The organism is Pseudomonas sp. SH10-3B, assembly GCF_019891415.1.
Lineage (GTDB): Bacteria > Pseudomonadota > Gammaproteobacteria > Pseudomonadales > Pseudomonadaceae > Aquipseudomonas.
On the sequence record NZ_JAFLXD010000009.1, the window covers coordinates 115,137 to 139,838 of the forward strand.

The following is a 24,702-nucleotide window of genomic DNA, read 5'->3' on the forward strand; positions in this document are numbered from 1 at the left end:
TCTATACCTATGTGGGAAAGATACCGGCTCCAAGCCGTAAGGAAAAGGATCAGCCGACGCGTGTGCTGTCGTAAACTCCGGTGCCCTGATAGGGGAGGCTCTTTGGAATCCCAGCGTTATGAAGATCAAGCAGGAAAATTTTTCTACTGCGTCGAAAATGAGCTTCACTGGGCTCAACGCATCGTTCTATCGCGTGCGCGTGTCGGCTTCCGACGAGCGCCACCTGGAGGGGAAACCGGGGTCTATGCCATCTTCTACCGCACGCCAACAATACAGGCGCGTTGACCCATGATGCTTTGGGGCAAGGCCGAAAAACGTCAACCCACCCATGCCCAGCGCCTGTTCCACGGTCTGGTACGTGAGTGGTTGTGGATCGGGTTGCTGTTGTTGCCGATCACCGCCTACCTCTCAATGAGTCCTGGCCTGGCCTTGAATAACGCCCTGTACGACAGCCTTCGACGTTTGACGCCGCTGCCAGTGGATCCACGAATTCTGCTGGTGACCATTGATGATCCTAGCCTGAAGAAGCTCGGGCAGTGGCCCTGGCCGCGTAGCCTGCATGCCGACCTGATCGATCGCCTGAGTGCCGCGCAGCCGGCCGCTATCCTGTTTGATGTGATCTTCAGCGAACCTGGCGACCCGGCCAATGACAAGCGCCTGGCCGACTCGGTGTGCAACGCCGGCAACGTACTGTTGCCCCTGGCACGCGACGATTCCGCCAGCTACAGCCAGCCTGGGGCGCAAATGCTCTCGCTGCTTAAATGCGCCAGGGGCGTCGGGCATATCAATGTGGAGGGCGACAGTGATGGCGTGGTCCGCAGCCTGTATATGCGTGAGGGTCCAGCCGACGCCACGGCGCTGCAGTTAGCGTGGCTGGCTTTCGTGATGAGCGGTCAATCTACGGACATGCCAGGGGAGTCCCAGGCGTCGATTACCCAGGGCTGGCACCGGGAGCATGCCGTTCGTATCCCGTTTATTGCCCCCGGTACCCATTTTCCCAGCGTGTCTTATGTCAGCGTATTACGCGGTGAAGTGCCTCCTGAGCGGCTGCGAGACCGTCTGATTCTGGTGGGGGCAACCGCTTCGGGCATGGGCGATCGCTTTGCCACACCGCTCTCGCCCATGGCCGGCACTACGGCGGGCGTGGAGATCCAGGCCAACGTACTTAATGGCTTGCTGCAAGGTCGCAGTATTGTGGACCTGTCCGGATGGCTGGCCGCGCTGATGGCCACGTCCCTGGTAGCGTTGCTGCTGGGCCTGCTGCTCTACCGCCCACGCTACGCACTGTGGATGACCCTGGGGGGAATGTTTATGGCCTTGCTCGGCTCAGCGGCGCTATTGCGTATGGGGTACTGGTGGTCGCCGGCGGCCTGCTGGATCGGTTTGCTGCTCAGCTACCTGATCTGGAATTGGCGGCGTCTCAGCGTGATCCTGGCCTACTTCGGTTGGGAATTGGCCCGCCTGGATAACGAGCCCAAAGTCTTGCCCGAGCGCCGCCGTGCACCCGCCAGCAAAGGTGACGTTTTGCAGGGCCGCATCTTTGCCCTGGAGCAAGCCGTGAGCCGTACACGGGATACCCGACGATTTATGGCCGATGGGCTGGAGTGCTTGCCGGTGGCGACACTGATCACGGATACCGCAGGCAATATCCTGTTGGCCAACCGCATTGCCCGGGAAGTGTTCGGTAATAACTTGATCACCCATAACCTTCTGGAGCAGTTGGCTGACCTGGGTTACCCGCCGCTGCACAATGGTGTACGCCCTCCCCTCTCCGCGCTGGAACTCGTTGAGTTTCGGGATATTCACCAACGTAGCCTGCGCATGGAGCTTGCCCCGTTGCTACCGGCCGAAGGGGATGTAGCGCTGGGGTGGTTGCTGAGCCTTACCGACTTGAGCAAGGAACGCGAGGCCCAGCAGCATCGGGAAACCATGCTGCGCTTTCTCTCCCACGATTTGCGCGCACCCCACTCGGCGATCCTCGCGCTGTTGGATGTGCACAACAGTGAGTCGCCGATATTTGCCCAGATCGAGCAGCAAGTACGCCGCGCCTTGAGCCTCACCGAATCTTTTGTACAACTGGCGAAAGCCGAGGCCGATGGCTACCAGTTCGAGCCTACGCTGTTCGCCATGTTGGTGATGGATGCCTTTGACCAAGTGGCACTGATCGCCCAGCTCAAAGGCATTCACTTGGTCCACGATCTGGACGAGGCCGACGAAGGCATGGTGTCAGCCGATCAATCGCTGCTCACCCGCGCATTGTTCAATGTGCTGGAGAACGCGATCAAATACTCGGCATCCGGTACCACCGTCCGATTAAGACACAGCAGTGCGCAAGGTTGGTTGGAGTGCCTGATCAGCGACCAGGGCCCGGGGATAGCCGCCAAGGATTTGCCTGAGCTGTTCAGTCAGTACAAGCGCTTTGATTCGGCCCAAGGCAGCGAAGGGTTGGGGTTGGGACTGAGCATGGTCAAGGCGGTCGTGGAGCGTCATGGAGGCCATATCGGGTGTGAAAGCACCGTGGGCAAAGGCACCACTTTCCGCCTGCAGTTGCCCTTGCTGGACGACGGCTGAAACGTACTTTTCTGCTGTGCATAAAAAACCGGTCTCAAGGACCGGTTTTTTAATGCGGAAAAAACTTATGCACGGTTTTCGCTATTTTATGAGCTGTGGAAATATGTAATAAAATCAGATTGTTATGAATGAAAAAAGCCAATTCGCCAACAAACCGTACACAGGTTATCCACAGATCTTCATACCACCGGCGTATCCACCACAATCGGCTCCGGCGGCAGCGAACCCATGGCCCGCTGCTGCGCTTCATTCCATGCCTGCGCACGCTCATTCAGCGCGGCAATGGCACGTGGGCCTTCGCCTTCTGCGTACATTGGCTCGCCAATCACCACAGTGATAGTGCCCTCGCGTTTTGCCCAGCCCGTCTTCGGCCAGAACTTGCCGGCGTTATGCGCAATCGGCAACACCGGCAGATTGGCGTTCACCGCCAATGCCGTACCACCACGGGAGAACTTGCCTACGGTCCCAAAGGGCACCCGAGTACCTTCCGGAAAGATCAGTACCCACACGCCATCCTTGAGCAGTTCATCACCCTTCTTGGCAACGTGCTTGAGCGCCGCCTTGGGGTTGTCGCGGTCGATGGCGATCGGGCGCAACATGGCCATGGCCCAGCCGAAGAACGGCACGTACAGCAGCTCACGCTTGAGCACCTGGCTCAATGGCGAGAAGTACGCCGAGAGGAAGAAAGTCTCCCAGGTGCTCTGGTGGTTCGACAGGATTACGCACGGCTGGTCCGGTACGTTTTCAGCGCCCTTGATCTCGAAACGAATGTTCAGAAACACCTTGGTCAGCCACAACGCGCAGCGGCACCAATAGACGTTGATAAAGCGATAGCGCGCCTTGAACGGCAGGAACGGCGCAATAAAAAAGCTCAGGGTGCACCAGAGAAGCGAACTGGTGCCCAGCAGCAGGTAAAAGAAAAAGGTTCTGATGGCCTGCAAAATCGACATGGCGGCATTTACCGTTGCGGGACAAGGCCCGCCTGTTAAAAGCGCACTCCCGAACAGTCCTTGGTCAGGAAGTCGAGGGCGGCTAGTTGTTGATAAGTTCTGCGGCAACCGCCGCCAGATCGTCAAAAATCAAGGTGCCTACCGGCAGGTTTTTCGCCTGGGTCTTTTCGCCTTTCCCGGTCTTTACCAAAACTGGCTGAGAGTCGACGGCTTTGGCCGCCTCCAGGTCCCCGAGGCTGTCCCCGACGAACCATATCCCAGCCAAGGGCACCTTGTAATGTTCTGCAATGGTTTTCAACATGCCAGGCTTGGGTTTGCGGCAATCGCAGCCCTCATCCGGCCCGTGAGGGCAGTACACCACCAGCCCCACGTCACCCCCCTGCTCCGCCACCAGCGTGCGCAAGCGCGCGTGCATGGCGTCCAGGGTCGCGATGTCGTAATAGCCACGGGCGATGCCGGACTGGTTGGTGGCGATGGCCACCGTCCAGCCGGCTTTGCTCAACTGCGCGATGGCCTCGATCGAACCGGGCAGTGGAATCCATTCCGCCACCGACTTGATGTAAGCGTCGGAGTCGTAGTTGATCACCCCGTCCCGATCGAGAATCAGCAGTTTCAACATGGTCAGCTCAGCGTCGAAATGTCAGCGATATTGACGAACAAGCCACGCAGACGCGCCAGCATGGCGTAGCGGTTTTTCCGCACGCCGGCATCTTCGGCATTGATCATCACCGCTTCGAAGAACGCATCCACCGGCTCACGCAAGGTCGCCAGGCGTGCCAGGGCTTCGGCGTAATTGCGTTCGGCGATCAGCGGCTTCACCGCGTTCTCTGCCTTGGCAATGGCCGAGTTCAGCGAGAACTCCTTGGCGTCGGCAAACAGGCCAGGGTCGACATCGGCATTGCCCAGGCCTTCGGCCTTGCTCAGCAGGTTCGACACTCGCTTGTTCACGGCGGCCAGGGCATCGGCTTCCGGTAACTTACGGAACGCCTGTACGGCTTGTACGCGCTGATCGAAGTCCAGCGCCGAACCCGGTTGCAGGGCACGTACCGACAGGTAGACGGAAACGTCCACGCCTTCGTCTTCATAACGCGCACGCAGGCGGTCGAACACGAACTCCAGCACTTGCTCGGCCAGGCCGGCTTGCTTGACCTTGCCACCGAACTGGCCGACCGCGAACACCACGGCCTGGGTCAGGTCGAGGTCCAGCTTCTTGTCGATCAGGATGCGCAGCACGCCCAGGGCCGCACGACGCAGGGCATACGGGTCTTTGCTACCGGTGGGCAGCATGCCGATACCGAAGATACCGACCAGGGTATCCAGCTTGTCGGCGATGGCCACGGCCGCACCGGTCAGGGTGGTCGGCAGTTCAGCACCGGCACCGCGGGGCATGTACTGCTCGTTCAGCGCCAGGGCGACATCGTTCGGCTCGCCATCGTTGAGGGCGTAGTAGTAACCGGCGACGCCTTGCATCTCCGGGAACTCGCCGACCATCTCGGTGGCCAGGTCGCACTTGGACAGCAAGCCTGCACGCGCGGCCCAGGCGGCATCACCGCCAATGCGTGGGGCAATGTAGGCCGCCAGCTTGGAAACACGCACGGCCTTGTCGTAGACGCTGCCGAGTTTTTCCTGGAACACCACGTTTTGCAGGCGCAGGTTGAAGTCTTCGAGCTTCTGCTTCTTGTCTTGCTTGAAGAAGAACTCGGCGTCAGTCAGGCGCGGGCGAACGACTTTCTCGTTACCGGCGATGATCTGCTGCGGGTCCTTGCTTTCGATGTTGGCCACGGTGATAAAGCGCGGCAGCAACTTACCGTCCACGTCCAGCAGGCAGAAATACTTCTGGTTGTCCTGCATGGTGGTGATCAGTGCTTCCTGCGGCACTTCGAGGAAACGTTCTTCGAACGAGCACACCAGCGGCACCGGCCATTCAACCAGCGCGGTGACTTCGTCGAGCAGGCTTGGCGGCACGATGGCGGTGCCTTCCTGCAGGCGGGCCAGCTCTTCGGTGCGCTTGCTGATCAGCTCGCGACGCTCGTTGGCATCGGCCAGCACGTAAGCAGCCCGCAGATCGGCGGCATAGTTAGCCGGCGATGTGATGCGTACGGCTTCTGGATGGTGGAAGCGATGACCACGGGAATCCCGGCCAGCCTTCTGGGCGAGGATGGTGCAGTCGATGACTTGGTCACCGAGCAGCATCACCAGCCACTGGGTCGGACGTACGAACTCTTCCTTGCGCGCGCCCCAGCGCATGCGCTTGGGGATCGGCAGGTCATTCAGGGAGTCTTCGACGATGGTCGGCAGCAGGCTGGCGGTCGGCTTGCCGGCGATGACCTGGCTGAAACGCAGTTTCGGGCCGCTCTGGTCGATCTCGCTCAGCTCGACGCCACACTTCTTGGCGAAGCCCAATGCGGCTTGGGTCGGGTTGCCTTCGGCGTCGAAAGCCGCCTGGCGTGGCGGGCCGTCGAGGTTGATGCTGCGGTCCGGCTGCTGGGTTTCCAGCGCGGTCAGCAACACAGCCAGGCGGCGCGGCGCGGCGTAGACTTTTTTCGCTTCAAACTTCAGGCCGGCGCTCTGCAGGCCTTTTTCGATCCCGGCCAGGAATGCATCGGCCAGGGTATTGAGTGCCTTGGGTGGCAGCTCTTCGGTGCCCAGTTCAACCAGGAAATCTTGAGCACTCATTGTGCAGCCTCCAGCTTAGCCAACACTTCATCACGCAGGTCCGGGGTGGCCATCGGGAAGCCCAGCTTGGCGCGAGCCAGCAGGTAGGCTTGGGCGACGGAACGTGCCAGGGTGCGTACACGCAGGATGTATTGCTGACGCGCGGTTACCGAGATGGCACGGCGGGCGTCCAGCAGGTTGAAGGTATGGGAAGCCTTCAACACCATTTCATAGCTTGGCAACGGCAGCGGCTGGTCGAGTTCGATCAGGCGCTTGGCTTCGCTTTCATAGAAGTCGAACAGTTCGAACAGCTTCTCGACGTTGGCGTGTTCGAAGTTGTAGGTCGACTGCTCCACTTCGTTCTGGTGGAACACATCGCCATAGGTCACTTTGCCGAACGGGCCGTCAGCCCATACCAGGTCGTAGACCGAATCCACGCCTTGCAGGTACATGGCCAGGCGTTCAAGACCGTAGGTGATCTCGCCGGTCACTGGGTAGCATTCGATGCCACCGGCTTGCTGGAAGTAAGTGAACTGCGTGACTTCCATGCCATTGAGCCAGACTTCCCAGCCCAGGCCCCAGGCGCCGAGGGTGGGCGACTCCCAGTTGTCTTCGACGAAACGGATGTCGTGCACCAGTGGGTCGAGGCCCACGTGCTTGAGCGAGCCCAGGTACAGTTCCTGGAAGTTGTCCGGGTTCGGCTTCAGCACGACCTGGAACTGATAGTAGTGCTGCAGACGGTTCGGGTTTTCGCCGTAGCGGCCGTCAGTCGGTCGACGACTGGGCTGCACGTAAGCGGCGTTCCAGGTTTCCGGACCGATGGCCCGCAGGAATGTAGCGGTGTGGAAAGTGCCGGCGCCTACTTCCATATCGTAGGGCTGAAGTACCACACAACCTTGCTCGGCCCAGTATTGCTGGAGGGCGAGGATCAAGTCTTGGAAGGTACGCACGGCTGGCGTAGGCTGGCTCACGAAATTCACCTGTTACTTGGGCTGCGATTTAAAGAGCGGGAGTATACCCGATTCGGCCGCGCCACCATCCCCTGGAGCCTTATGCCACGCTGCTTTTGGTGTTCTGAAGATCCGCTGTACATGGCTTATCACGATCAGGAGTGGGGAACGCCGCTGCGCGATGCGCAGGGTTTGTTCGAGTTGCTTTTGCTCGAAGGGTTCCAGGCGGGCCTGTCCTGGATCACCGTTCTACGCAAACGCGAGCATTATCGAAAGGTCTTGTTTGGTTTTGATGCCCGGCGTCTGGCACAGCTGACCGACGCTGAGATCGAAGCACTGATGCTCGATCCAGGCATTGTGCGTAACCGCCTCAAGCTCAACGCCACCCGGCGCAACGCTGCGGCCTGGCTGGCGCTGGAGGACCCGGTGGGGTTGCTTTGGTCGTTTGTCGGCGGCGTGCCCAAGGTCAACCATTTCAAGGACCGCAGCCAAGTCCCGGCGATCACGCCGGAGGCTGAAGCCATGAGCAAAGCACTCAAGAAAGCCGGCTTCACCTTTGTCGGCCCGACCATCTGTTACGCCTTCATGCAGGCCTCGGGCATGGTCATGGACCACACCCAGGACTGCGACCGTTACGCGGACTTGGCCAACGCCGGTTAGAATGGCGGCTTTGCGCACCACACACGATCAGGAGTGACCTGTGGAAAAGTTTAAAGGCGCCTTGTTGGTAGGCGCTCTTCGGTTGTTTGCCCTGCTGCCATGGCGCGCGGTGCAAGCCGTGGGTTCGGCCATCGGCTGGATCATGTGGAAAACCCCCAACCGCTCCCGTGAAACGGTGCGGATCAACCTCTCAAAATGCTTCCCGGACATGGACCCCGCCGCGCGCGAGCGCCTGGTCGGCCAGAGCCTGAAGGACATCGGCAAGTCCCTGACCGAAAGCGCCTGCGCCTGGATCTGGCCAGCCCAGCGCTCCATCGATCTGGTGCGTGAAGTCGAAGGCCTTGAGGTGCTGCACGAAGCCCTGGCCTCGGGCAAAGGTGTGGTCGGCATCACCAGCCACCTGGGCAATTGGGAGGTGTTGAACCACTTCTATTGCAGCCAGTGCAAACCGATCATTTTTTACCGCCCGCCCAAGCTCAAGGCGGTGGATGAGTTGCTGCGCAAGCAGCGCGTACAACTGGGTAACCGCGTGGCGGCGTCCACCAAGGAAGGCATTCTCAGTGTGATCAAGGAAGTGCGCAAAGGCGGCCAGGTGGGGATTCCTGCCGACCCGGAGCCGGCCGAGTCCGCAGGGATCTTCGTGCCGTTCTTCGCCACCCAGGCGCTCACCAGCAAGTTCGTGCCGAACATGCTCGCCGGCCACAAGGCGGTCGGTGTGTTCCTGCATGCCCTGCGGCTGCCGGACGGGTCGGGCTACAAAGTGATCCTGGAAGCGGCGCCGGAAGACATGTACAGCACCGACACCGCCACCTCCTGCGCGGCGATGAGCAAAGTGGTGGAGCGTTATGTCGGCGCCTACCCGAGCCAGTACATGTGGAGCATGAAGCGCTTCAAGAAACGCCCGCCGGGTGAAGAGCGGTGGTACTGATCCAGAGCCAATACAAAACCAAATGTGGGAGGGGGCTTGCTCCCGATAGCAGTGTGTCAGCCAATGCATATTTGACTGAACCACCGCTATCGGGAGCAAGCCCCCTCCCACATTTTCGATCTGCTTAGCTTTGGCGGTCGAGTTTCTTCAGGAACACCGTCATCTCTTTCTCGGCCTGCTTGTCGCCATGGGCCTGGGCCGCTTCAACGCCCTTCTCCCACGCCTGTCGCGCTGCGGGGTTATCACCCTGCCCCAACTGCGCCTTGCCCAACAACGTCCACGCCGCCGAATACTTCGGATCGAACTCGACGCACTTCTGCAAATGCTCCGCCGCCTTGGCGTAGTCCTTCAGGTCCAGATAACCCTTGCCCAGCCCAAAGCGCAGCAGTGAGTTATCCACACCCTTGGCGAGCATTTTTTCCAGGGATTCGAGCATGTCGGTCACTCCGGTTGATCAGAAAAAGCTCAATCCCACGTGGAACAACTTCTCCACATCGCGGATATGTTTCTTGTCCACCAGGAACAGGATCACATGATCCCCCGTGGCAATGACCGTGTCGTCGTGGGCGATGATCACTTCCTCATCACGAATGATTGCGCCAATGGTGGTGCCCGGTGGCAGGCCGATATCGCGGATGGCCTTGCCGATCACTTTGCTCGATTTCGAATCACCGTGGGCAATCGCCTCGATGGCCTCCGCCGCCCCCCGGCGCAGGGAGTGCACGCTGACAATATCGCCACGACGCACGTGGGCGAGCAAAGTGCCGATGGTGGCCAACTGTGGGCTGATGGCGATGTCGATATCGCCACCCTGGATCAGGTCGACATAGGCCGGGTTGTTGATGATGGTCATGACCTTCTTCGCCCCCAACCGCTTGGCCAGCAGCGACGACATGATGTTGGCTTCGTCATCGTTGGTCAGGGCCAGGAAGATATCCGCGTCGGCGATGTTTTCTTCCATCAGCAGGTCGCGGTCCGAGGCACTGCCTTGTAGTACGACAGTGCTATCCAGGGTGTCGGACAAATGCCGGCAGCGTGCCGGACTCATCTCGATGATCTTCACCTGGTAGCGACTCTCGATCGCTTCGGCCAGGCGCTCGCCAATCTGCCCGCCACCGGCGATAACGATGCGTTTGTAGCTCTCATCGAGCCGGCGCATTTCACTCATGACTGCGCGAATATTCGCTTTGGCAGCGATAAAAAACACTTCGTCGTCGGCCTCGATCACCGTATCGCCCTGGGGCAGGATCGGCCGGTCACGCCGGAAAATGGCGGCGACGCGGGTTTCCACATTCGGCATGTGTTCACGCAGTTGACGCAGTTGCTGACCCACCAGCGGTCCACCGTAGTAGGCCTTCACGGCCACCAACTGCGCTTTGCCGCCAGCGAAGTCGATCACCTGCAAGGCGCCCGGAATTTCGATCAGGCGCTTGATGTAGTGGGTGACTACCTGTTCCGGGCTGATCAGCACGTCGACCGGGATTGCGTCGTTATCGAACAGACCGGCGCGGGTCAGGTAGGCGGCTTCACGCACCCGGGCGATCTTGGTCGGGGTGTGGAACAGGGTGTGAGCGACCTGGCAGGCGACCATATTGGTCTCGTCGCTGTTGGTGACGGCCACCAGCATGTCGGCGTCGTCTGCGCCGGCCTGGCGCAGCACCGTCGGGAAGGACGCGCGGCCTTGTACCGTACGAATATCCAGGCGGTCGCCGAGGTTGCGCAGGCGCTCGGCATCGGTGTCGACCACGGTGATGTCATTGGCTTCGCTGGCCAAATGTTCGGCCAGTGTGCCGCCAACCTGCCCTGCTCCAAGGATGATGATTTTCATCCGGTCACTCCCTTAAACCCGTTCAGCCGCGCGCGGCGGCGATCTTGATCAGTTTGGCGTAGTAGAAACCATCATGCCCGCCTTCCTGTGCAAGTAACTGGCGACCATGGGGCTGCTTAATACCGGCAGCCGTGGCGAGGTCCAGTTCCCGTGCGCCGCTGGTGCGGGCAAGGAAGGCTTCGATCACCTCGGTGTTTTCGGTGGGCAAGGTGGAGCAGGTCGCGTAGAGCAGGATGCCGCCGACTTCGAGGGTCGGCCACATTGCATCGAGCAGTTCACCTTGCAGCACCGCCAGGGCGGCGATGTCGTCGGGTTGGCGGGTGAGCTTGATGTCCGGGTGACGGCGGATCACACCGGTGGCCGAACACGGCGCGTCGAGCAGGATGCGTTGGAACGGTTTGCCGTCCCACCAGGTGGCGGTGTCGCGGCCGTCGGCGGCGATCAGCTCGGCGCTGAGGCCCAGGCGCGCGAGGTTTTCCCGCACCCGCACCAGGCGCTTGGCTTCCAGGTCGACAGCCACTACACCCGCGAGGTCCTTTTCAACTTCGAGGATGTGACAGGTCTTACCGCCCGGAGCACAGCAGGCGTCCAGCACGCGTTGGCCGGGAGCCAGGTCGAGCAGGTCGGCGGCCAGTTGCGCGGCTTCATCCTGCACACTGATCCACCCTTCGGCAAAGCCCGGCAGGCTGCGCACATCGGTGGCCGCTTCCAGCACAATGCCGTCGGTGCTGTACACGCATGGCGTGGCGTTGATGCCTGCGCTCGTCAGCAATTGCAGATACGCATCACGGCTGTGATGGCGACGGTTGACCCGCAGGATCATCGGCGGGTGCGCATTGTTGGCCGCGCAAATGGCTTCCCATTGCTCGGGCCAGAACGCCTTCAAGGATTTCTGCAGCCAGCGCGGGTGAGCGGTGCGCACCACCGGGTCATGTTCCAACTCGGCCAGCAGTGCTTCACTTTCGCGCTGGGCGCGGCGCAGTACCGCGTTGAGCAGGGCCTTGGCCCAGGGCTTTTTCAGCTTGTCGGCGCAACCGACGGTTTCACCGATGGCGGCGTGGGCCGGCACGCGGGTGTAGAGCAGCTGATAGAGACCGACCAGCAGCAGCGCCTCGACATCAGCATCGGCCGCCTTGAACGGCTTTTGCAGCAGCTTGGCTGCCAGCGCCGACAACCGTGGTTGCCAGCGGGCGGTGCCGAAGGCCAGGTCCTGGGTGAAACCGCGATCGCGGTCTTCGACCTTATCCAACTGGGTGGGCAGCGAACTATTCAACGAAGCCTTGCCGTTGAGTACGGCGGCGAGAGCCTTGGCGGCGGCCAGACGTGGGTTCATTGGGCTGCCACCCCGAGGATCGTACCCAAGGAAAATTTCTCACGACGGCTGTTGAACAAATCGCTGAAATTAAGCGCCTTGCCACCGGGCAATTGCAGACGGGTCAGGCACAGCGCCTGTGCGCCGCAAGCGACCAGCAGGCCGTCCTTGCTGGCGCCGATGATTTCACCGGGTGCGCCTTTGCCGTCGGCCAGGGTTGCGGCCAATACCTTCAAGGCTTCGCCATTGAGGGTGCTGTGGCAGATCGGCCACGGGTTGAAGGCACGCACCAGGCGTTCCAGCTCCACCGCCGGGCGGCTCCAGTCAATGCGGGCTTCGTCCTTGTTCAGCTTGTGGGCGTAGGTGGCCAGGCTGTCGTCCTGCACTTCGCCTTCCAGGGTGCCTGCGGCGAGGCCGGCGATGGCCTGGATCACGGCGGGCGGGCCCATTTCGGCCAGACGATCATGCAGGCTGCCGCCAGTGTCTTCAGCCGTGATCGGGGTGGTGACTTTGAGCAGCATCGGACCGGTGTCCAGGCCCGCTTCCATGCGCATCACCGTCACCCCGCTTTCGCTGTCGCCTGCCTCCACGGCACGTTGGATCGGCGCCGCACCGCGCCAGCGTGGCAGCAATGAGGCGTGGCTGTTGATGCAACCCAGGCGTGGAATATCCAGCACGACCTGGGGCAGGATCAAACCGTAGGCCACCACCACCAGCAAGTCCGGTTGCAGCGCCGCCAGTTCAGCCTGGGCCTCGGCGTTGCGCAGGGTCGGCGGTTGCAGCACGGGGATGTCGTGCTCAAGCGCCAACTGCTTGACCGGGCTCGGCATCAGTTTTTGCCCGCGACCGGCCGGGCGATCCGGCTGGGTGTACACCGCGACGATGTCATAAGGGCTGGCAAGCAGGGCCCTGAGGTGTTCGGCGGCGAATTCGGGGGTGCCGGCAAAAACAATGCGCAATGGCTCGGTCATGGGAGGTCTCGGTTAAAAGCAGTCACAAAAGAAAAAGGCTTGCCGCAGCAAGCCTTTGGAAGGAGGGCATCAAGCTTGCTGGCGATGCTTTTTTTCCAGCTTCTTCTTGATCCGGTCGCGCTTGAGCGTGGACAGGTAATCGACAAACAGCTTGCCGTTGAGGTGGTCGCATTCGTGCTGGATACACACCGCCAGCAGGCCTTCGGCGATCAGTTCGAACGGCTTGCCGTCGCGGTCCAGGGCCTTGATCTTCACGCGCAGCGGGCGTTCGACGTTTTCGTAGAACTCCGGCACCGACAGGCAGCCTTCCTGGTATTCGCCCATCTCGTCGGTCAGCGGTTCGAACTCGGGGTTGATGTACACCCGCGGTTCGCTGCGATCTTCCGACAGGTCCATGACCACGACGCGCTGATGCACGTTGACCTGGGTGGCGGCGAGGCCAATACCCGGGGCTTCATACATTGTTTCAAACATGTCATCGACCAACTGACGAACCTTGTCGTCCACTACGGCCACCGGTTTGGCGATCGTGCGCAGGCGCGAGTCGGGGAATTCGAGGATGTTCAAAATAGCCATAAGCGTAATTGCTGCACATGTGAGGTAGAGGCAAATCGGCGGTGGGATGGACCCACATGGCCGGTGTGAAACGCCCAAAAGCCGCGAAGGCTCTGGCATTTCACGCGAACGCACATAATAAAGGAGATTCACCCCATGAGGAAATCGCTACTCGTCTTGCTGCTGTGGGCCCCGTTCGCCCTGGCCGTGCTTCCACAGCCCGGCTCGCGCCTGGATCAAGCGACGCAACAGGCCATCCAGCGTTTTTTGTTACATAACCGTATTCTCGATAGCCCTCTGGACCTGGACAACGCGCCCTACATCGTCGCGGCAGATGCGGGGCGGGTGCTGGGTGCCAATGGCGAGCGCGTGCATGCCCGCGGTGTGCTGGATGCGTCCCCGCCCGCCTATGGGATCTTCCGCCGCGGCAAAGTCTACAACGACCCCGATACCCAGGAGCTGCTGGGCGTCAACGCCGACGATATCGGTACTGCGCGCTTTGTGACGGCCGGAGACCTCACCACCCTGGCGGTGCAACGGGTCACCCAGGAAGTGCGCCCCGGCGACCGCTTACTGCGCACCGAACCGCCTGTGCAGTTGGTAAGACTGGCGCCGCCGCCCTCGCCCTTCATCCAAGGGCAAATCATCGATATACCCAAGGGCGTTACCCAGGTCGGCGTGTTGGACGCCGTCACCCTGAACAAGGGCCGGCGCGACGGCCTGGTCGAAGGCCAGTTGCTGGCCGTCATCAAAACCGGCACCGCCGTACGCGACATCCTCACCGGCGCCCAAGTGAAGCTCGCCGATGAGCGTGCCGGCACCCTGCTGGTGTTTCGCACCTACGAAAAGCTCAGTTACGGACTGGTACTCAGTGCCTCGCGGGCACTGGCGATAACGGACCGTTTCGAGACTGTCCCTCAAGCGCAATAAATAGCCTGCTAAATAAGTTACCAACAGAGTTATCCACAGCTTGTTCCGGTCAAGGATGATCAGATGTTTCCGATAAACAGCAGTGATGTTTCCCCTTCAGAACTGGAAGCCCGACTACGCTTGCACAGGCTGCCGGAAGTAGGCCCGAAGCGTTTTCGGTTATTGATCGAAGCGTTCGGCAGTGCGTCAAAAGCCATCAGTGCCCCTGCCAGTGCCTGGCGTTCCTTGGGGTTGCCGCCCATCAGCGCCGATGCCCGACGCAGCCATGAAATTCGTGATGGTGCCAGTGAGGCATTGGCTTGGCTGGGTCGCCCGGCCCAGCATTTGCTGATGTGGGACCAACCTGAGTACCCGGCGCTGCTCGCCCAGATCGATGATGCCCCGCCGCTTTTATTCGTCGCTGGAGACCCTGGGATCCTGGAAAAACCGCAGCTGGCGATAGTCGGCAGTCGGCGCGCGTCCCGTCCCGGCATGGATACCGCCGCGGCGTTTTCGCGCAGTTTGGCGAGTGCCGGTTTTGTCATCACCAGCGGTCTTGCGCTAGGTATCGACGGTGCAGCGCATCAGGCGGCACTGGATGTGGGGGGGCATACCATTGGCGTACTCGGGACAGGCCTGGAAAATTTTTATCCACAGCGCCATCGGCAGCTTGCAGCGGCGATGATTGCCCAAGGCAGCGCCGTGGTTTCCGAGTTCGCGCTGGACGCCGCGCCCCAGGCGGGCAACTTTCCTCGGCGCAACCGCATCATCAGCGGTCTGTCCCTCGGTGTGCTGGTGGTGGAAGCGAGTGTGGCCAGCGGCTCGCTGATTACCGCCAAGCTTGCGGCCGAACAGGGCCGCGAGGTGTATGCGATCCCGGGCTCCATCCATCATCCCGGGGCCAAGGGCTGTCACCAACTGATCCGTGATGGCGCGATGCTGGTGGAAACCATCGAACATATCCTTGAAGGTTTGCGTGGCTGGCAGGCATTGTCGCGCCCGGCGCCGATGCCCGTCATCCATCCGTTGGTGGCGCTGTTGCACGCCGCGCCTCATACCAGCGAAGCCTTGGCGCTTGCCAGCGGACGGCCGTTATCCCAGGTGCTGGCGACGCTCACGGAGTTGGAGCTTGAAGGCCAGGTGATCTGCGAAAGCGGGCGCTGGCTTGCGCGCTGCCAGCTTTTATAGCGTCCAGCTGTTTGGAACTAGGTTTTGTAAAGAAGATCGGTAAACTGCCCAGAGCTTTAGTCCGGAGAGTAAACAATGGTCAACAGGTGGCGTGTGCTGGAAGCCGCACGAGAAATTCGCGCAGGCGCGGTGATTGCCTATCCAACCGAAGCGGTCTGGGGCCTGGGCTGCGATCCGTGGAACGAAGAGGCAGTTGATCGGCTGCTGGCGATCAAGAACCGTTCGGTGGACAAGGGCCTGATCCTGGTGGCAGACAATATTCGCCAGTTCGACTTTCTGTTCGAAGACTTCCCGGATACCTGGATCGAACGCATGGCCAGCACCTGGCCTGGGCCGAATACCTGGCTGGTGCCACATCAGGGTTTGTTGCCGGAATGGGTCACCGGTGTGCATGACACGGTGGCGGTGCGGGTAAGTGATCATCCTTTGGTGCGGGATTTGTGCTCGCTGGTGGGGCCGTTGATTTCCACCTCAGCCAACCCCCAGGGCCGGCCGGCGGCGCGCACGCGGATTCGTGTGGAGCAGTATTTCCGCGGGCAGGTGGATCTGGTTTTGGGTGGTGCCCTAGGGGGGCGCAAGAACCCGAGCCTGATTCGCGATTTGGCAACGGGTGAGGTCGTGCGGCCTTCCTGAGACCGCGTCGCGCCTATCGGGGGCAAGTCGAATCGTTGCACCGCCCCCGAAGAGGCCCTCAAGGCAACAGAATTGTCGAGCCAGTGGTACGTCGCCCCGACAGCTCTGTCTGTGCCTTCGCCGCTTCCGCCAGCGAATACCGCTGGTTGATATCAATGCGCACCTTGCCGCTCTTGATCATCGAAAACAGATCGTCCGCCATCGCCTGCAGGTTCTGCGCATTGTTGGCGTAGGTCGCCAGGGTCGGCCGTGTCACGTACAGCGAGCCTTTCGCCGCGAGTATCCCCAGGTTCACTCCATCCACTGCACCGGAGGCGTTGCCAAAGCTCACCACCAGGCCACGCGGCGCCACGCTGTCCAGCGAAGTCAGCCATGTGTCTTTACCGACGCCGTCGTACACCACGGGCACCTTTTTCCCGTCGGTCAATTCCAGCACGCGCTGTGCGACGTTTTCCTTGCTGTAGTCGATCGTTTCCCAGGCGCCGAGGGATTTGGCCACGGCGGCTTTCTCTGCCGAGCTCACGGTACCGATCAACTTCACACCCAGGGCTTTGGCCCATTGGCAGGCCAGGGAGCCCACGCCACCGGCGGCGGCGTGGAACAGAATGGTTTCGCCGCCCTTCAATTCGTAGGTCTGGCGCAGCAAGTACTGCACGGTCAGGCCCTTGAGCATGGCGCCGGCGGCCTGTTCGAAGCTGATGTCGTCCGGCAGGTGCACCAGGTTGGCGGCGGGCAGTACATGCAATTCGCTGTAGGCCCCCAGTGGGCCACTGCCGTAGGCCACGCGGTCGCCGACCTTGAATTGAGTGACTTCGCTGCCAACCGCGTCCACCACGCCGGCGCCCTCTGCCCCCAGGCCGGACGGTAAGGCAGGTGGAGCGTACAGACCACTGCGGAAATAGGTGTCGATGAAGTTCAGGCCAATCGCCTCGTTACGCACTCGAACCTGCTGCGGGCCCGGCTCTGCCGGGGTGTAGTCCACATATTCAAGTACGTCGGGGCCGCCATGGGCACTGAACTGGATACGTTTGGCCATCTGCACATCTCCTTGGGTCGAACTCGCGTAGCCCCCTATCGGACTCCTAAGCTTGATCTTCGTCAACTGTGGAGACACGGGGTGCAGTGGTATCCTGTGCGCCCATTTGCCGCCGACGCCCAATGGCCTCGCGTAGCTTTGCCCGATTCAAGGTGATGCCATGACTACCCGCACCGAGGCTGTAAAGGCCTACCTGCTTGACCTGCAAGACCGCATTTGCAGCGCCCTGGAAACCTTCGAGACGGACACTCGCTTTATCGAAGACGCCTGGACCCGGCCTGCCGGCGGTGGTGGTCGCACCCGTGTGATTGAAAATGGTTCGGTGATCGAAAAAGGCGGCGTTAACTTTTCCCACGTGTTCGGCAGTGGCCTCCCACCGTCAGCCAGTGCGCATCGTCCCGAGCTGGCCGGTCGCGGCTTTGAAGCCCTGGGCGTGTCGCTGGTGATTCATCCGCACAACCCACATGTGCCGACGTCCCACGCCAACGTGCGTTTTTTCATCGCCGAAAAAGAAGGCGAAGAGCCGGTCTGGTGGTTCGGTGGCGGCTTCGACCTCACGCCCTACTACGGCAACGAAGAAGACTGCATTCACTGGCACCGCGTGGCCGAGCAGGCCTGCGCGCCGTTTGGCCCGGACGTTTACTCGCGCTACAAGGCCTGGTGCGACACCTACTTCCACATCAAGCACCGCAATGAGCCCCGTGGCATCGGCGGCCTGTTTTTCGATGATTTGAACGAGTGGGACTTCGACACCTGCTTCGCCTTCATCCGCGCCATCGGCGACGCCTACATCGACGCCTACCTGCCGATCGTGCAGCGCCGCAAAGCCAGCGCCTATACCGAACAACAACGCCAGTTCCAGGAATTCCGTCGCGGCCGCTACGTTGAATTCAACCTGGTGTATGACCGTGGCACCCTGTTCGGCCTGCAATCGGGCGGGCGTACGGAGTCGATCCTGATGTCGCTGCCGCCCCAAGTGCGCTGGAGCTACGACTGGAAAGCCGAGGCCGGCAGCGAAGAATCGCGTCTCACCGACTACTTCCTGCAAGACCGCGACTGGCTGGGCGTCGCCGCGCCCAAGGCGGCTGTCTGATGGATCGTTATGTGGTGTTCGGCAACCCCATCGGCCACAGCAAGTCGCCGCTGATTCACCGTATGTTCGCCGAGCAGACCGGCGAGCAATTGGACTACAGCACCTTGCTCGCGCCCCTGGAGGATTTCACCGGCTGTGCCCGTGAGTTTTTTCAACAGGGACGTGGCGCCAACGTCACCGTGCCGTTCAAGGAAGACGCCTACCGCCTGGCCAACAGCCTCACCGAACGCGCCCAGCGCGCCGGGGCGGTGAACACCTTGAGCAAACTGGCTGACGGCACATTGCTCGGCGACAACACCGACGGCGCCGGCCTGGTGCGTGACCTGACGGTAAACGCCGGCTTGAATCTGCAAGGCAAACGCATCCTGTTGCTGGGCGCGGGTGGCGCGGTAAGGGGCGCGTTGGAGCCGTTGCTGGCTGAACGGCCCGCTTCGTTGATCATCGCCAACCGCACCGTGGAAAAAGCCGAATTGCTCGCCGAGCTGTTCGACGACCTGGGACCGGTGTCCGCCAGTGGTTTCGACTGGCTGCGTGAGCCAGTGGACGTGATCATCAATGCCACGTCCGCCAGCCTGTCAGGCGATGTACCGCCGATTGCCGGCAGCCTGATCGAACCGGGCAAGACGTTTTGCTACGACATGATGTACGCCAAGGAACCGACTGCGTTCTGCCGTTGGGCCGCTGAACAAGGCGCTGCGGTGGCGATGGATGGCCTGGGCATGCTGGTGGAGCAAGCGGCCGAAGCGTTCTTCCTGTGGCGCGGTGTGCGCCCGGATTCGGCGCCGGTGTTGGCTGAACTGCGCCGCCAGTTGGCATGACACTAAACAAAATATGGGAGGGTATTCAGTCTTCGAAATGAATGGGGCAGTTGTCGGCCCCTTCGAGTTTTCTCAACTCATCGACGACTTGCGGCCTGGCGCGGCGCAATGTCAGGCTACGCCCCAGCCCTCTTAAACGACGCGCCTCCTGGTGCAGCATCTCCACCCCGGAATAGTCGATAAAGTTGATCTGCTGTGCCTCGATCACCACCCGCTCACCCTGCAAGCTTTGCAGGCGTACTTGCAGGTAATGGCTGGCGCCAAAGAAGATCGACCCACCGACGCGCAACACATCTTCTTCCCCATCACGCCATTGCTGCACCCGTGGCTGTGACGTGCGCTTGAGGTAGAAAAACAACGACGCCAACACGCCCGCATAGATCGCTGTTTGCAACTCCAGCAGCAAGGTGGCGATGCAGGTCAGGCTCATCACCACGAACTCTGCGCGGCTCACGCGGAACAACGCACGAATACCCCGCCGATCCACCAGGCCCCAGGAAATCAGCAAGATGCTGGCGGCCATGCTCGGGATCGGAATATGCGCGATCAATGCGGCGCCAAACAGCGCAAATAAGGCCACCCATAACGCGGAAAACACCCCTGCCAGCGGCGAACAGGCGCCTGCTTCATAGCTGAGGCCGGAGCGGGTGAAGGACCCTGCCGACAGATACCCGGAGAAAAATCCGCCGACGACATTGGATAAACCCTGCGCGCGGACTTCCTGATTGGCATCGAGTAATTGCTGCGAGCGGGCCGACAGCGAACGGGCAATCGACAGGCTGGTCACCAGCCCCAGCATGCCCACCGCAACGGCGCTGGGCAGCAGGCGCAGGATCATGTCCAGATCCAGCGGCAACGGGCTGAACGGCGGCAGCTTGCCAATGAACGAACTGACCAGCGCCACATGCCCGAACATCGATGGCCATAGCCACGTTGCCAGGCTACCCAGGGTCAGTGCGATCAGTAGCGTTGGCCAGCGAGGCACGAGGTATTTGAGCAAAGCACCCACCAGCAACGTCCCGAGCCCCAGGACAAGGGACGCGTGGTCCCACTCGCCAGCATGGTGGATCAGCGCCAGCAGGCTATTGATCGCGGTGGCCTGGCTCGGCAAATCCAGCCCCAACAGGTTCGGCAACTGCCCCAGGGCAATCACCACGGCGGCGCCCAAGGTGAAACCCAACACCACCGAATGGGAGACGAAGTTCACCAGTGCGCCAAAGCGCAGCATGCCCAGCAGCCACTGGAATACGCCGGCGAGGAATGTGAGCAACAGGATCAAGGTGATGTAGTCCTGCGACCCCGGCACGGCCAACGGGCTCACGCTGGCATAGAGCACGATGGAAATCGCCGCCGTGGGGCCACAGATCAGGTGCCAGGATGAACCCCACAGGCACGCGATCAGCACCGGGATGATGGCGGCGTACAGACCGTACTCCGGTGGAAGACCGGCGATCAGCGCGTAGGCAATCGATTGTGGCAGCGCGAGCACGGCGCCGCTGAGGCCGACCAGCGCGTCCCGGCCCACAGTGGCGCGGGTTTGACGCGGGAGCCAGCTGAGGAAGGGGAAGAGTGTATAGCGGTTGGGCCGGGGCATTTATAACTCGGCTGAAAAGGTTTGACTCAGGGTATCAGTACACACTGGTCCTTGTGGGAGGGGGCTTGCTCCCGATATAGGTGGACCCGTCTAAATCTCTCTGACCGGCACTCCGCTATCGGGAGCAAGCCCCCTCCCACATTGGAATAGCGCAAGGCCCTAGAGTTTGGCCTTTACTGCCGGCAACGCATCCTGGCCATCCACGGTTTTCACACCGTCCAACCATTTATCCAGCACCGCCGGGTTCGCCTTGATCCACGCCTTCGCCGCTTCGGCATTGCTGACTTTTTTGTTGACCACCTCAGCCATGATGCTGTTCTCCATCTCCTGGGTAAAACTCAGGTTGGTCAGCAGTTTGCCTACGTTGGGGCAGGCCTGTGCATAACCCTTGCGGGTCAAGGTATACACGCTGCCGGTGTCACCGAAGTATTTCTCGCCGCCTTTGAGGTAGTGCATTTTCAACTGCACGTTCATCGGGTGCGGTGTCCAGCCGAGGAAGGTCACGAACTTCTGCTTCTTCACCGCCCGTGAGACTTCCGCCAGCATCGCCTGTTCACTCGACTCGATCAGCTTCCACTGGCCAAGGTCGAAGTCATTCTTCTTGATGATCTCCTGCAGCGAGATATTCGCCGGCGCGCCCGAGCCGATGCCGTAGATCTTCTTGTCGAACTTGTCGGCAAATTTGTTCAAGTCGGCAAAGTCATGCACCCCGGCATCCCACACATAATCCGGCACGGCGAGGGTGAACTCGGTGCCGTCGAGGTTCTTCGCCAGTTGCACCACATCGCCGTTGGCCACGAACTTGTCGTAGAAGCCCTGCTGCGCCGGCATCCAGTTGCCCAGGAACACATCCACCTGGCCGTCCTTGAGCCCGCCAAACGTAATCGGCACCGCCAGGGTGTCGACCTTGGCCTTGTAGCCCATGCCGTTCAGCAGGAAGCCAGTGATGGCGTTAGTGGCGGCGATATCGCTCCAGCCTGGGTCGGCCATCTTTACCGTGTCACAGCTGGTGTCCGCATACGCATTGGCGCTACTCAGCACTAACATGCCCACTACTGCAGTTAACTTTTGCATGGCCTTCCCTCAGTGTTATTGGTTTTGGCAGGGTTGTGGATAACGTGCCTTGCGCTCCAGGTCGTCGAGGTCGATATGGTTGCGCATGTATTGCTGACTGGCGTCCACCAGTGGCTGGTGATCCCAGCTCTTCAGCTTGCCTTCGGTCAGCGCCTCGAACACCAGGCGACGACGGCGTTGGCTGGCGAGCACCTGCTGGTGGATCGCCGGGATGTCCCATTTGGCCCGCGCTTCATTCAAAAACGCCTCGAACAGTGGCCGGTGTTCTGGTGACTGGCTGAGATCTTCCCGCTCGTGCGGGTCGTTGTGCACATCGAACAGTAGACAAGGGTCGTCTTCGCTGTAGATGAATTTGTAGGCGCCCCGGCGAATCATCATCAATGGGCTGATGGTGCCTTCGGCCATGTATTCGCCAAAGACTTCGTCATGCCCGCCCTGCCCCTGCAAGTGCGGGACCAGCGAGCGACCGTCCAGTGGCAGGCGCGGGTCCAGCTCGCCGCCGGCCAGTTCCACCAGGGTGGGCAGCAGGTCGGCGGTGGACACGGCCTGGGTCACGCGGCCCGGTGCAAATTGCCCCGGTGCGATGACCAGCAATGGCACGCGGGCGGCCATTTCAAACCAGTGCATTTTGTACCAGAGGCCGCGTTCACCGAGCATGTCGCCGTGGTCGCCGGAGAAAACGATGATGGTGTCGTCGGCCAGGCCGGTGTCTGCCAGGGTTTGCAGCAGCTTGCCGACATTGCTGTCGATGTAGCTGCACGCGCCGAAGTAGGCGCGGCGGGCGTCGCGAATTTTATCCACAGGCAGCGGCTTGTCCCACAGGTCATAGACCTTGAGCAGACGCTGGGAATGCGGGTCGAGGTCTGCCTGGTTTGGCGTTGCAGGCAATGGGATGTCGTTGTCGTCGTACAGGTCCCAGAACGGCTTGGGAATGGTGTACGGGTCGTGGGGATGGGTCATCGACACGGTCAGGCAGAACGGCTGGTCGCCGTCTTCGCGGATGTGGTCGAACAGATACTGCTGGGCCTTGAACACCACCTCTTCGTCGAAATCCAGCTGGTTGGTGCGCACGCACGGGCCGGCTTGCAGCACCGAGGACATGTTGTGGTACCAGGTGGGGCGTACGTCCGGCTCATCCCAGTTGACTGCCCAGCCATAGTCGGCGGGGTAGATGTCACTGGTCAGGCGTTCTTCATAGCCGTGCAGTTGGTCGGGGCCGCAGAAGTGCATCTTGCCCGACAGCGCGGTGCGATAACCGAGGCGCCGCAGGTAGTGGGCATAGGTCGGCACATCGGCGGGGAAATCTGCAGCGTTGTCGTAGGCGCCGATTTTGCTCGGCAGTTGGCCGCTGACCAGGGTGAAGCGTGAGGGTGCACACAGCGGGCTGTTGCAATAGGCCGCGTCGAACACCACGCCCTGTTCGGCGAGGCGGCTCAAATTCGGCAGCTTGATCGGGGAAGGTCCGTAGAACGGCAGCATCGGCGCGGCCATTTGATCGGCCATGATGAAAAGAATGTTCTTGCGCTTCATGGGGCTTCGGCATTCCATAGGCGGTGTTTATGCGAATGAGCATGCGGCCCATGGAAAATGGGGTAAAGCCCATGAAAAGCAATGTCTAGGATAAGCACAGCTTATGTATGAAGCCCTTGGCGATGTATCCCTCGATTTGCTGCGCGCGTTTGAAGCCGCCGCCCGTCATCGCAGCTTTACCGCTGCGGCGATGGAGCTGGGCACCACTCAGCCGGCCATCAGCCAGCAGATCAAGCGCCTGGAAGAACAACTGACGATCCGCCTGTTTGACCGCATCTATCGGGGCATCGAACTGACCGACGCCGGGGCCTTGCTGTTCGAACATGTGCAGAGCGGTTTGCAAGCCATTAACCACGGTTTGAGCGTGATCACCCAGCAGGACCAGCATGAAGTGCTGCAAGTGGCCACCGACTTCGCCTTCGCCGCCTACTGGCTGATGCCGCGCTTGCATCGCTTCCACGCCGCCAACCCCCAGGTGGACGTGAGCCTGGTGACCAGCGAGCGCAACCACGCGACACTGCGCAGCGACATCGACGTGGCAGTGCTGTTTGGCGATGGCCGTTTCAAGCAGGGCGACAGCCTGTGGTTGTTCAACGAGGAAGTGTTCCCGGTGTGCAGCCCGCAATGGCTCAAGGACCAGGCCAAGCCATTGACTGTGCAAACCTTGCACGACTGCCCGTTGCTGCACCTGCGCCAGGAAAACAATAGCCAATGGTTCGACTGGAGCGGCGTGTTTCGCGAGCTGGGTATCACTGCCGCGCCCACCCCTGGCCAACTGCGCTTTGACAACTACACCCTGCTGATCCAGGCGGCGATTGCCGGCCAAGGTGTGGCGATTGGCTGGCGCCATTTGGTGGATAACCTGCTGGAACAGAACTGGCTGTGCCGGCCGATCAGCGACACCGTGATCTCGCGCTTCGGCTATTACGTGGTGCAGCCCCAGCGCAAGCGGCGGGGGCAGTTGGTCGAGCGTTTCGTCGACTGGCTGGTGGCGGAACAGGCCAGCAGCGCGCAGTCGCTGACCGGGCTGGCCCTGCCGTCGATTGCGGTCTAGGATTTGGCGCACATTGGATCCGGAGTCCGTCATGCAACGTATCAAGGGCTACCACGCCCACGTCTACTTTGACGCCAGCACCATCGACCAGGCGCGGGCCTTTTGCGAGGACGGTGCGAAGCTGTTCCCGCTGCGCATGGGGCGTGTGCATGAACGCCCCGTCGGCCCGCACCCGGAGTGGAGCTGCCAGCTGGCATTCGACCCCGAATACATCGGGGTGGTGCTCCCGTGGCTGGCCCTGCATCGCAATGGGTTGGTGGTGTTCCTGCATCCTGAAACCGGCGATGACCTGAAAGATCACACCGACTATGCGATCTGGATGGGTGCGATACGCGAACTGGACCTGTCTGCTTTTTAACCACCCTGTCTTAACCGCAATCCCAACTTCCCTAA

Annotated in this window: 23 protein-coding genes; 10 read left to right on the forward strand and 13 right to left on the reverse strand. The window is 61.1% G+C overall.

From position 1 onward, the window contains the following. Window positions 1–288 precede the first annotated feature (288 nt). Window positions 289–2,571: a CHASE2 domain-containing protein gene (locus tag J1G35_RS09725; RefSeq protein WP_223014791.1), complete on the forward strand. Its 2,283-nt coding sequence runs from the start codon at window positions 289–291 to the stop codon at window positions 2,569–2,571. A gap of 179 nt (window positions 2,572–2,750) precedes the next feature. Here the strand turns inward: J1G35_RS09725 and J1G35_RS09730 are convergent, their stop codons facing one another. The 4 genes from J1G35_RS09730 to glyQ all read right to left on the reverse strand — a co-directional run bounded on the left by J1G35_RS09730 (window position 2,751) and on the right by glyQ (window position 7,147). Next, entirely contained in the window at window positions 2,751–3,521 is a 771-nt protein-coding gene (locus J1G35_RS09730) for a lysophospholipid acyltransferase family protein (RefSeq protein WP_053127428.1), read from the reverse strand. Window positions 3,522–3,603: 82 nt separating this feature from the next. Then, window positions 3,604–4,140, reverse strand: coding sequence for a D-glycero-beta-D-manno-heptose 1,7-bisphosphate 7-phosphatase (gene gmhB, locus J1G35_RS09735; protein ID WP_223014792.1), 537 nt, complete (start codon window positions 4,138–4,140; stop codon window positions 3,604–3,606). 2 nt (window positions 4,141–4,142) lie between these two features. Beyond that, window positions 4,143–6,197: a glycine--tRNA ligase subunit beta gene (glyS, locus tag J1G35_RS09740; protein WP_053127426.1), complete on the reverse strand. Its 2,055-nt coding sequence runs from the start codon at window positions 6,195–6,197 to the stop codon at window positions 4,143–4,145. Beyond that, entirely contained in the window at window positions 6,194–7,147 is a 954-nt protein-coding gene (gene glyQ / locus J1G35_RS09745) for a glycine--tRNA ligase subunit alpha (protein WP_003213601.1), read from the reverse strand. The genes glyS and glyQ overlap by 4 nt, the downstream gene beginning before the upstream one ends. A gap of 81 nt (window positions 7,148–7,228) precedes the next feature. On the opposite strand from glyQ, the gene tag reads away from it, so the two are divergent. Both tag and J1G35_RS09755 read left to right on the forward strand, forming a co-directional pair. After that, window positions 7,229–7,786 carry a DNA-3-methyladenine glycosylase I gene (gene tag / locus J1G35_RS09750; protein ID WP_223014793.1) on the forward strand — a complete coding sequence of 186 codons (558 nt, stop codon included), beginning with the start codon at window positions 7,229–7,231 and terminating at the stop codon, window positions 7,784–7,786. Between the two features lie 40 nt (window positions 7,787–7,826). Further along, a complete protein-coding gene (locus tag J1G35_RS09755) occupies window positions 7,827–8,714 on the forward strand; it encodes a lysophospholipid acyltransferase (RefSeq protein ID WP_053127422.1) in 888 nt (295 codons plus the stop codon). A gap of 124 nt (window positions 8,715–8,838) precedes the next feature. On the opposite strand, the gene J1G35_RS09760 is transcribed toward J1G35_RS09755, so the two are convergent. From J1G35_RS09760 to def, 5 genes are all read right to left on the reverse strand, one after another. Further along, complete coding sequence (locus J1G35_RS09760) at window positions 8,839–9,150, reverse strand: tetratricopeptide repeat protein (protein ID WP_053127420.1); 312 nt, start codon at window positions 9,148–9,150, stop codon at window positions 8,839–8,841. 18 nt (window positions 9,151–9,168) lie between these two features. Then, the gene (gene trkA, locus J1G35_RS09765) at window positions 9,169–10,542 is read right to left on the reverse strand and encodes a Trk system potassium transporter TrkA (RefSeq protein WP_027608153.1); all 1,374 of its coding nucleotides are present in this window, start codon (window positions 10,540–10,542) and stop codon (window positions 9,169–9,171) included. 22 nt (window positions 10,543–10,564) lie between these two features. Next, window positions 10,565–11,875, reverse strand: coding sequence for a 16S rRNA (cytosine(967)-C(5))-methyltransferase RsmB (rsmB, locus tag J1G35_RS09770; RefSeq protein WP_053127418.1), 1,311 nt, complete (start codon window positions 11,873–11,875; stop codon window positions 10,565–10,567). Continuing rightward, window positions 11,872–12,825 carry a methionyl-tRNA formyltransferase gene (gene fmt, locus J1G35_RS09775; RefSeq protein WP_223014794.1) on the reverse strand — a complete coding sequence of 318 codons (954 nt, stop codon included), beginning with the start codon at window positions 12,823–12,825 and terminating at the stop codon, window positions 11,872–11,874. The genes rsmB and fmt overlap by 4 nt, the downstream gene beginning before the upstream one ends. 69 nt (window positions 12,826–12,894) lie before the next feature. Next, on the reverse strand, window positions 12,895–13,401 hold the full coding sequence (gene def / locus J1G35_RS09780; protein WP_053127413.1) for a peptide deformylase: 507 nt from the start codon (window positions 13,399–13,401) through the stop codon (window positions 12,895–12,897). Window positions 13,402–13,536: 135 nt separating this feature from the next. Here def and J1G35_RS09785 point away from each other — a divergent pair, with 135 nt between their 5' ends. The 3 genes from J1G35_RS09785 to J1G35_RS09795 all read left to right on the forward strand — a co-directional run bounded on the left by J1G35_RS09785 (window position 13,537) and on the right by J1G35_RS09795 (window position 16,110). After that, a complete protein-coding gene (locus J1G35_RS09785) occupies window positions 13,537–14,310 on the forward strand; it encodes a peptidoglycan-binding protein (RefSeq protein ID WP_223014795.1) in 774 nt (257 codons plus the stop codon). A 63-nt stretch (window positions 14,311–14,373) separates the two neighbouring features. Next, window positions 14,374–15,477, forward strand: a complete 1,104-nt coding sequence (dprA, locus tag J1G35_RS09790) for a DNA-processing protein DprA (protein ID WP_223014796.1) — start codon at window positions 14,374–14,376, stop codon at window positions 15,475–15,477. Between the two features lie 75 nt (window positions 15,478–15,552). Continuing rightward, window positions 15,553–16,110: an L-threonylcarbamoyladenylate synthase gene (locus J1G35_RS09795; protein WP_053127407.1), complete on the forward strand. Its 558-nt coding sequence runs from the start codon at window positions 15,553–15,555 to the stop codon at window positions 16,108–16,110. A 58-nt stretch (window positions 16,111–16,168) separates the two neighbouring features. Here the strand turns inward: J1G35_RS09795 and J1G35_RS09800 are convergent, their stop codons facing one another. Further along, window positions 16,169–17,146, reverse strand: coding sequence for an NADPH:quinone reductase (locus J1G35_RS09800; protein ID WP_223014797.1), 978 nt, complete (start codon window positions 17,144–17,146; stop codon window positions 16,169–16,171). A gap of 160 nt (window positions 17,147–17,306) precedes the next feature. On the opposite strand from J1G35_RS09800, the gene hemF reads away from it, so the two are divergent. Beyond that, on the forward strand, window positions 17,307–18,239 hold the full coding sequence (gene hemF / locus J1G35_RS09805; RefSeq protein ID WP_223014798.1) for an oxygen-dependent coproporphyrinogen oxidase: 933 nt from the start codon (window positions 17,307–17,309) through the stop codon (window positions 18,237–18,239). Further along, window positions 18,239–19,057, forward strand: a complete 819-nt coding sequence (gene aroE, locus J1G35_RS09810; RefSeq protein ID WP_053127400.1) for a shikimate dehydrogenase — start codon at window positions 18,239–18,241, stop codon at window positions 19,055–19,057. Before hemF ends, aroE begins: the two co-directional genes overlap by 1 nt. A 25-nt stretch (window positions 19,058–19,082) precedes the next feature. Here aroE and J1G35_RS09815 read toward each other — a convergent pair whose 3' ends face one another. The 3 genes from J1G35_RS09815 to betC all read right to left on the reverse strand — a co-directional run bounded on the left by J1G35_RS09815 (window position 19,083) and on the right by betC (window position 23,255). Beyond that, window positions 19,083–20,651 (reverse strand): SulP family inorganic anion transporter, encoded by a 1,569-nt coding sequence (locus J1G35_RS09815; RefSeq protein WP_223014799.1) that lies wholly within the window; start codon window positions 20,649–20,651, stop codon window positions 19,083–19,085. A gap of 159 nt (window positions 20,652–20,810) precedes the next feature. Beyond that, complete coding sequence (gene choX, locus J1G35_RS09820; RefSeq protein ID WP_223014800.1) at window positions 20,811–21,725, reverse strand: choline ABC transporter substrate-binding protein; 915 nt, start codon at window positions 21,723–21,725, stop codon at window positions 20,811–20,813. A gap of 15 nt (window positions 21,726–21,740) precedes the next feature. Next, the gene (betC, locus tag J1G35_RS09825; protein ID WP_223014801.1) at window positions 21,741–23,255 is read right to left on the reverse strand and encodes a choline-sulfatase; all 1,515 of its coding nucleotides are present in this window, start codon (window positions 23,253–23,255) and stop codon (window positions 21,741–21,743) included. Window positions 23,256–23,358: 103 nt separating this feature from the next. Here betC and J1G35_RS09830 point away from each other — a divergent pair, with 103 nt between their 5' ends. Continuing rightward, window positions 23,359–24,309: a LysR family transcriptional regulator gene (locus J1G35_RS09830; protein ID WP_223014802.1), complete on the forward strand. Its 951-nt coding sequence runs from the start codon at window positions 23,359–23,361 to the stop codon at window positions 24,307–24,309. A 31-nt stretch (window positions 24,310–24,340) separates the two neighbouring features. Beyond that, window positions 24,341–24,667, forward strand: a complete 327-nt coding sequence (locus tag J1G35_RS09835; protein WP_223014803.1) for a DOPA 4,5-dioxygenase family protein — start codon at window positions 24,341–24,343, stop codon at window positions 24,665–24,667. The last annotated feature ends 35 nt before the right edge of the window (window positions 24,668–24,702 follow it).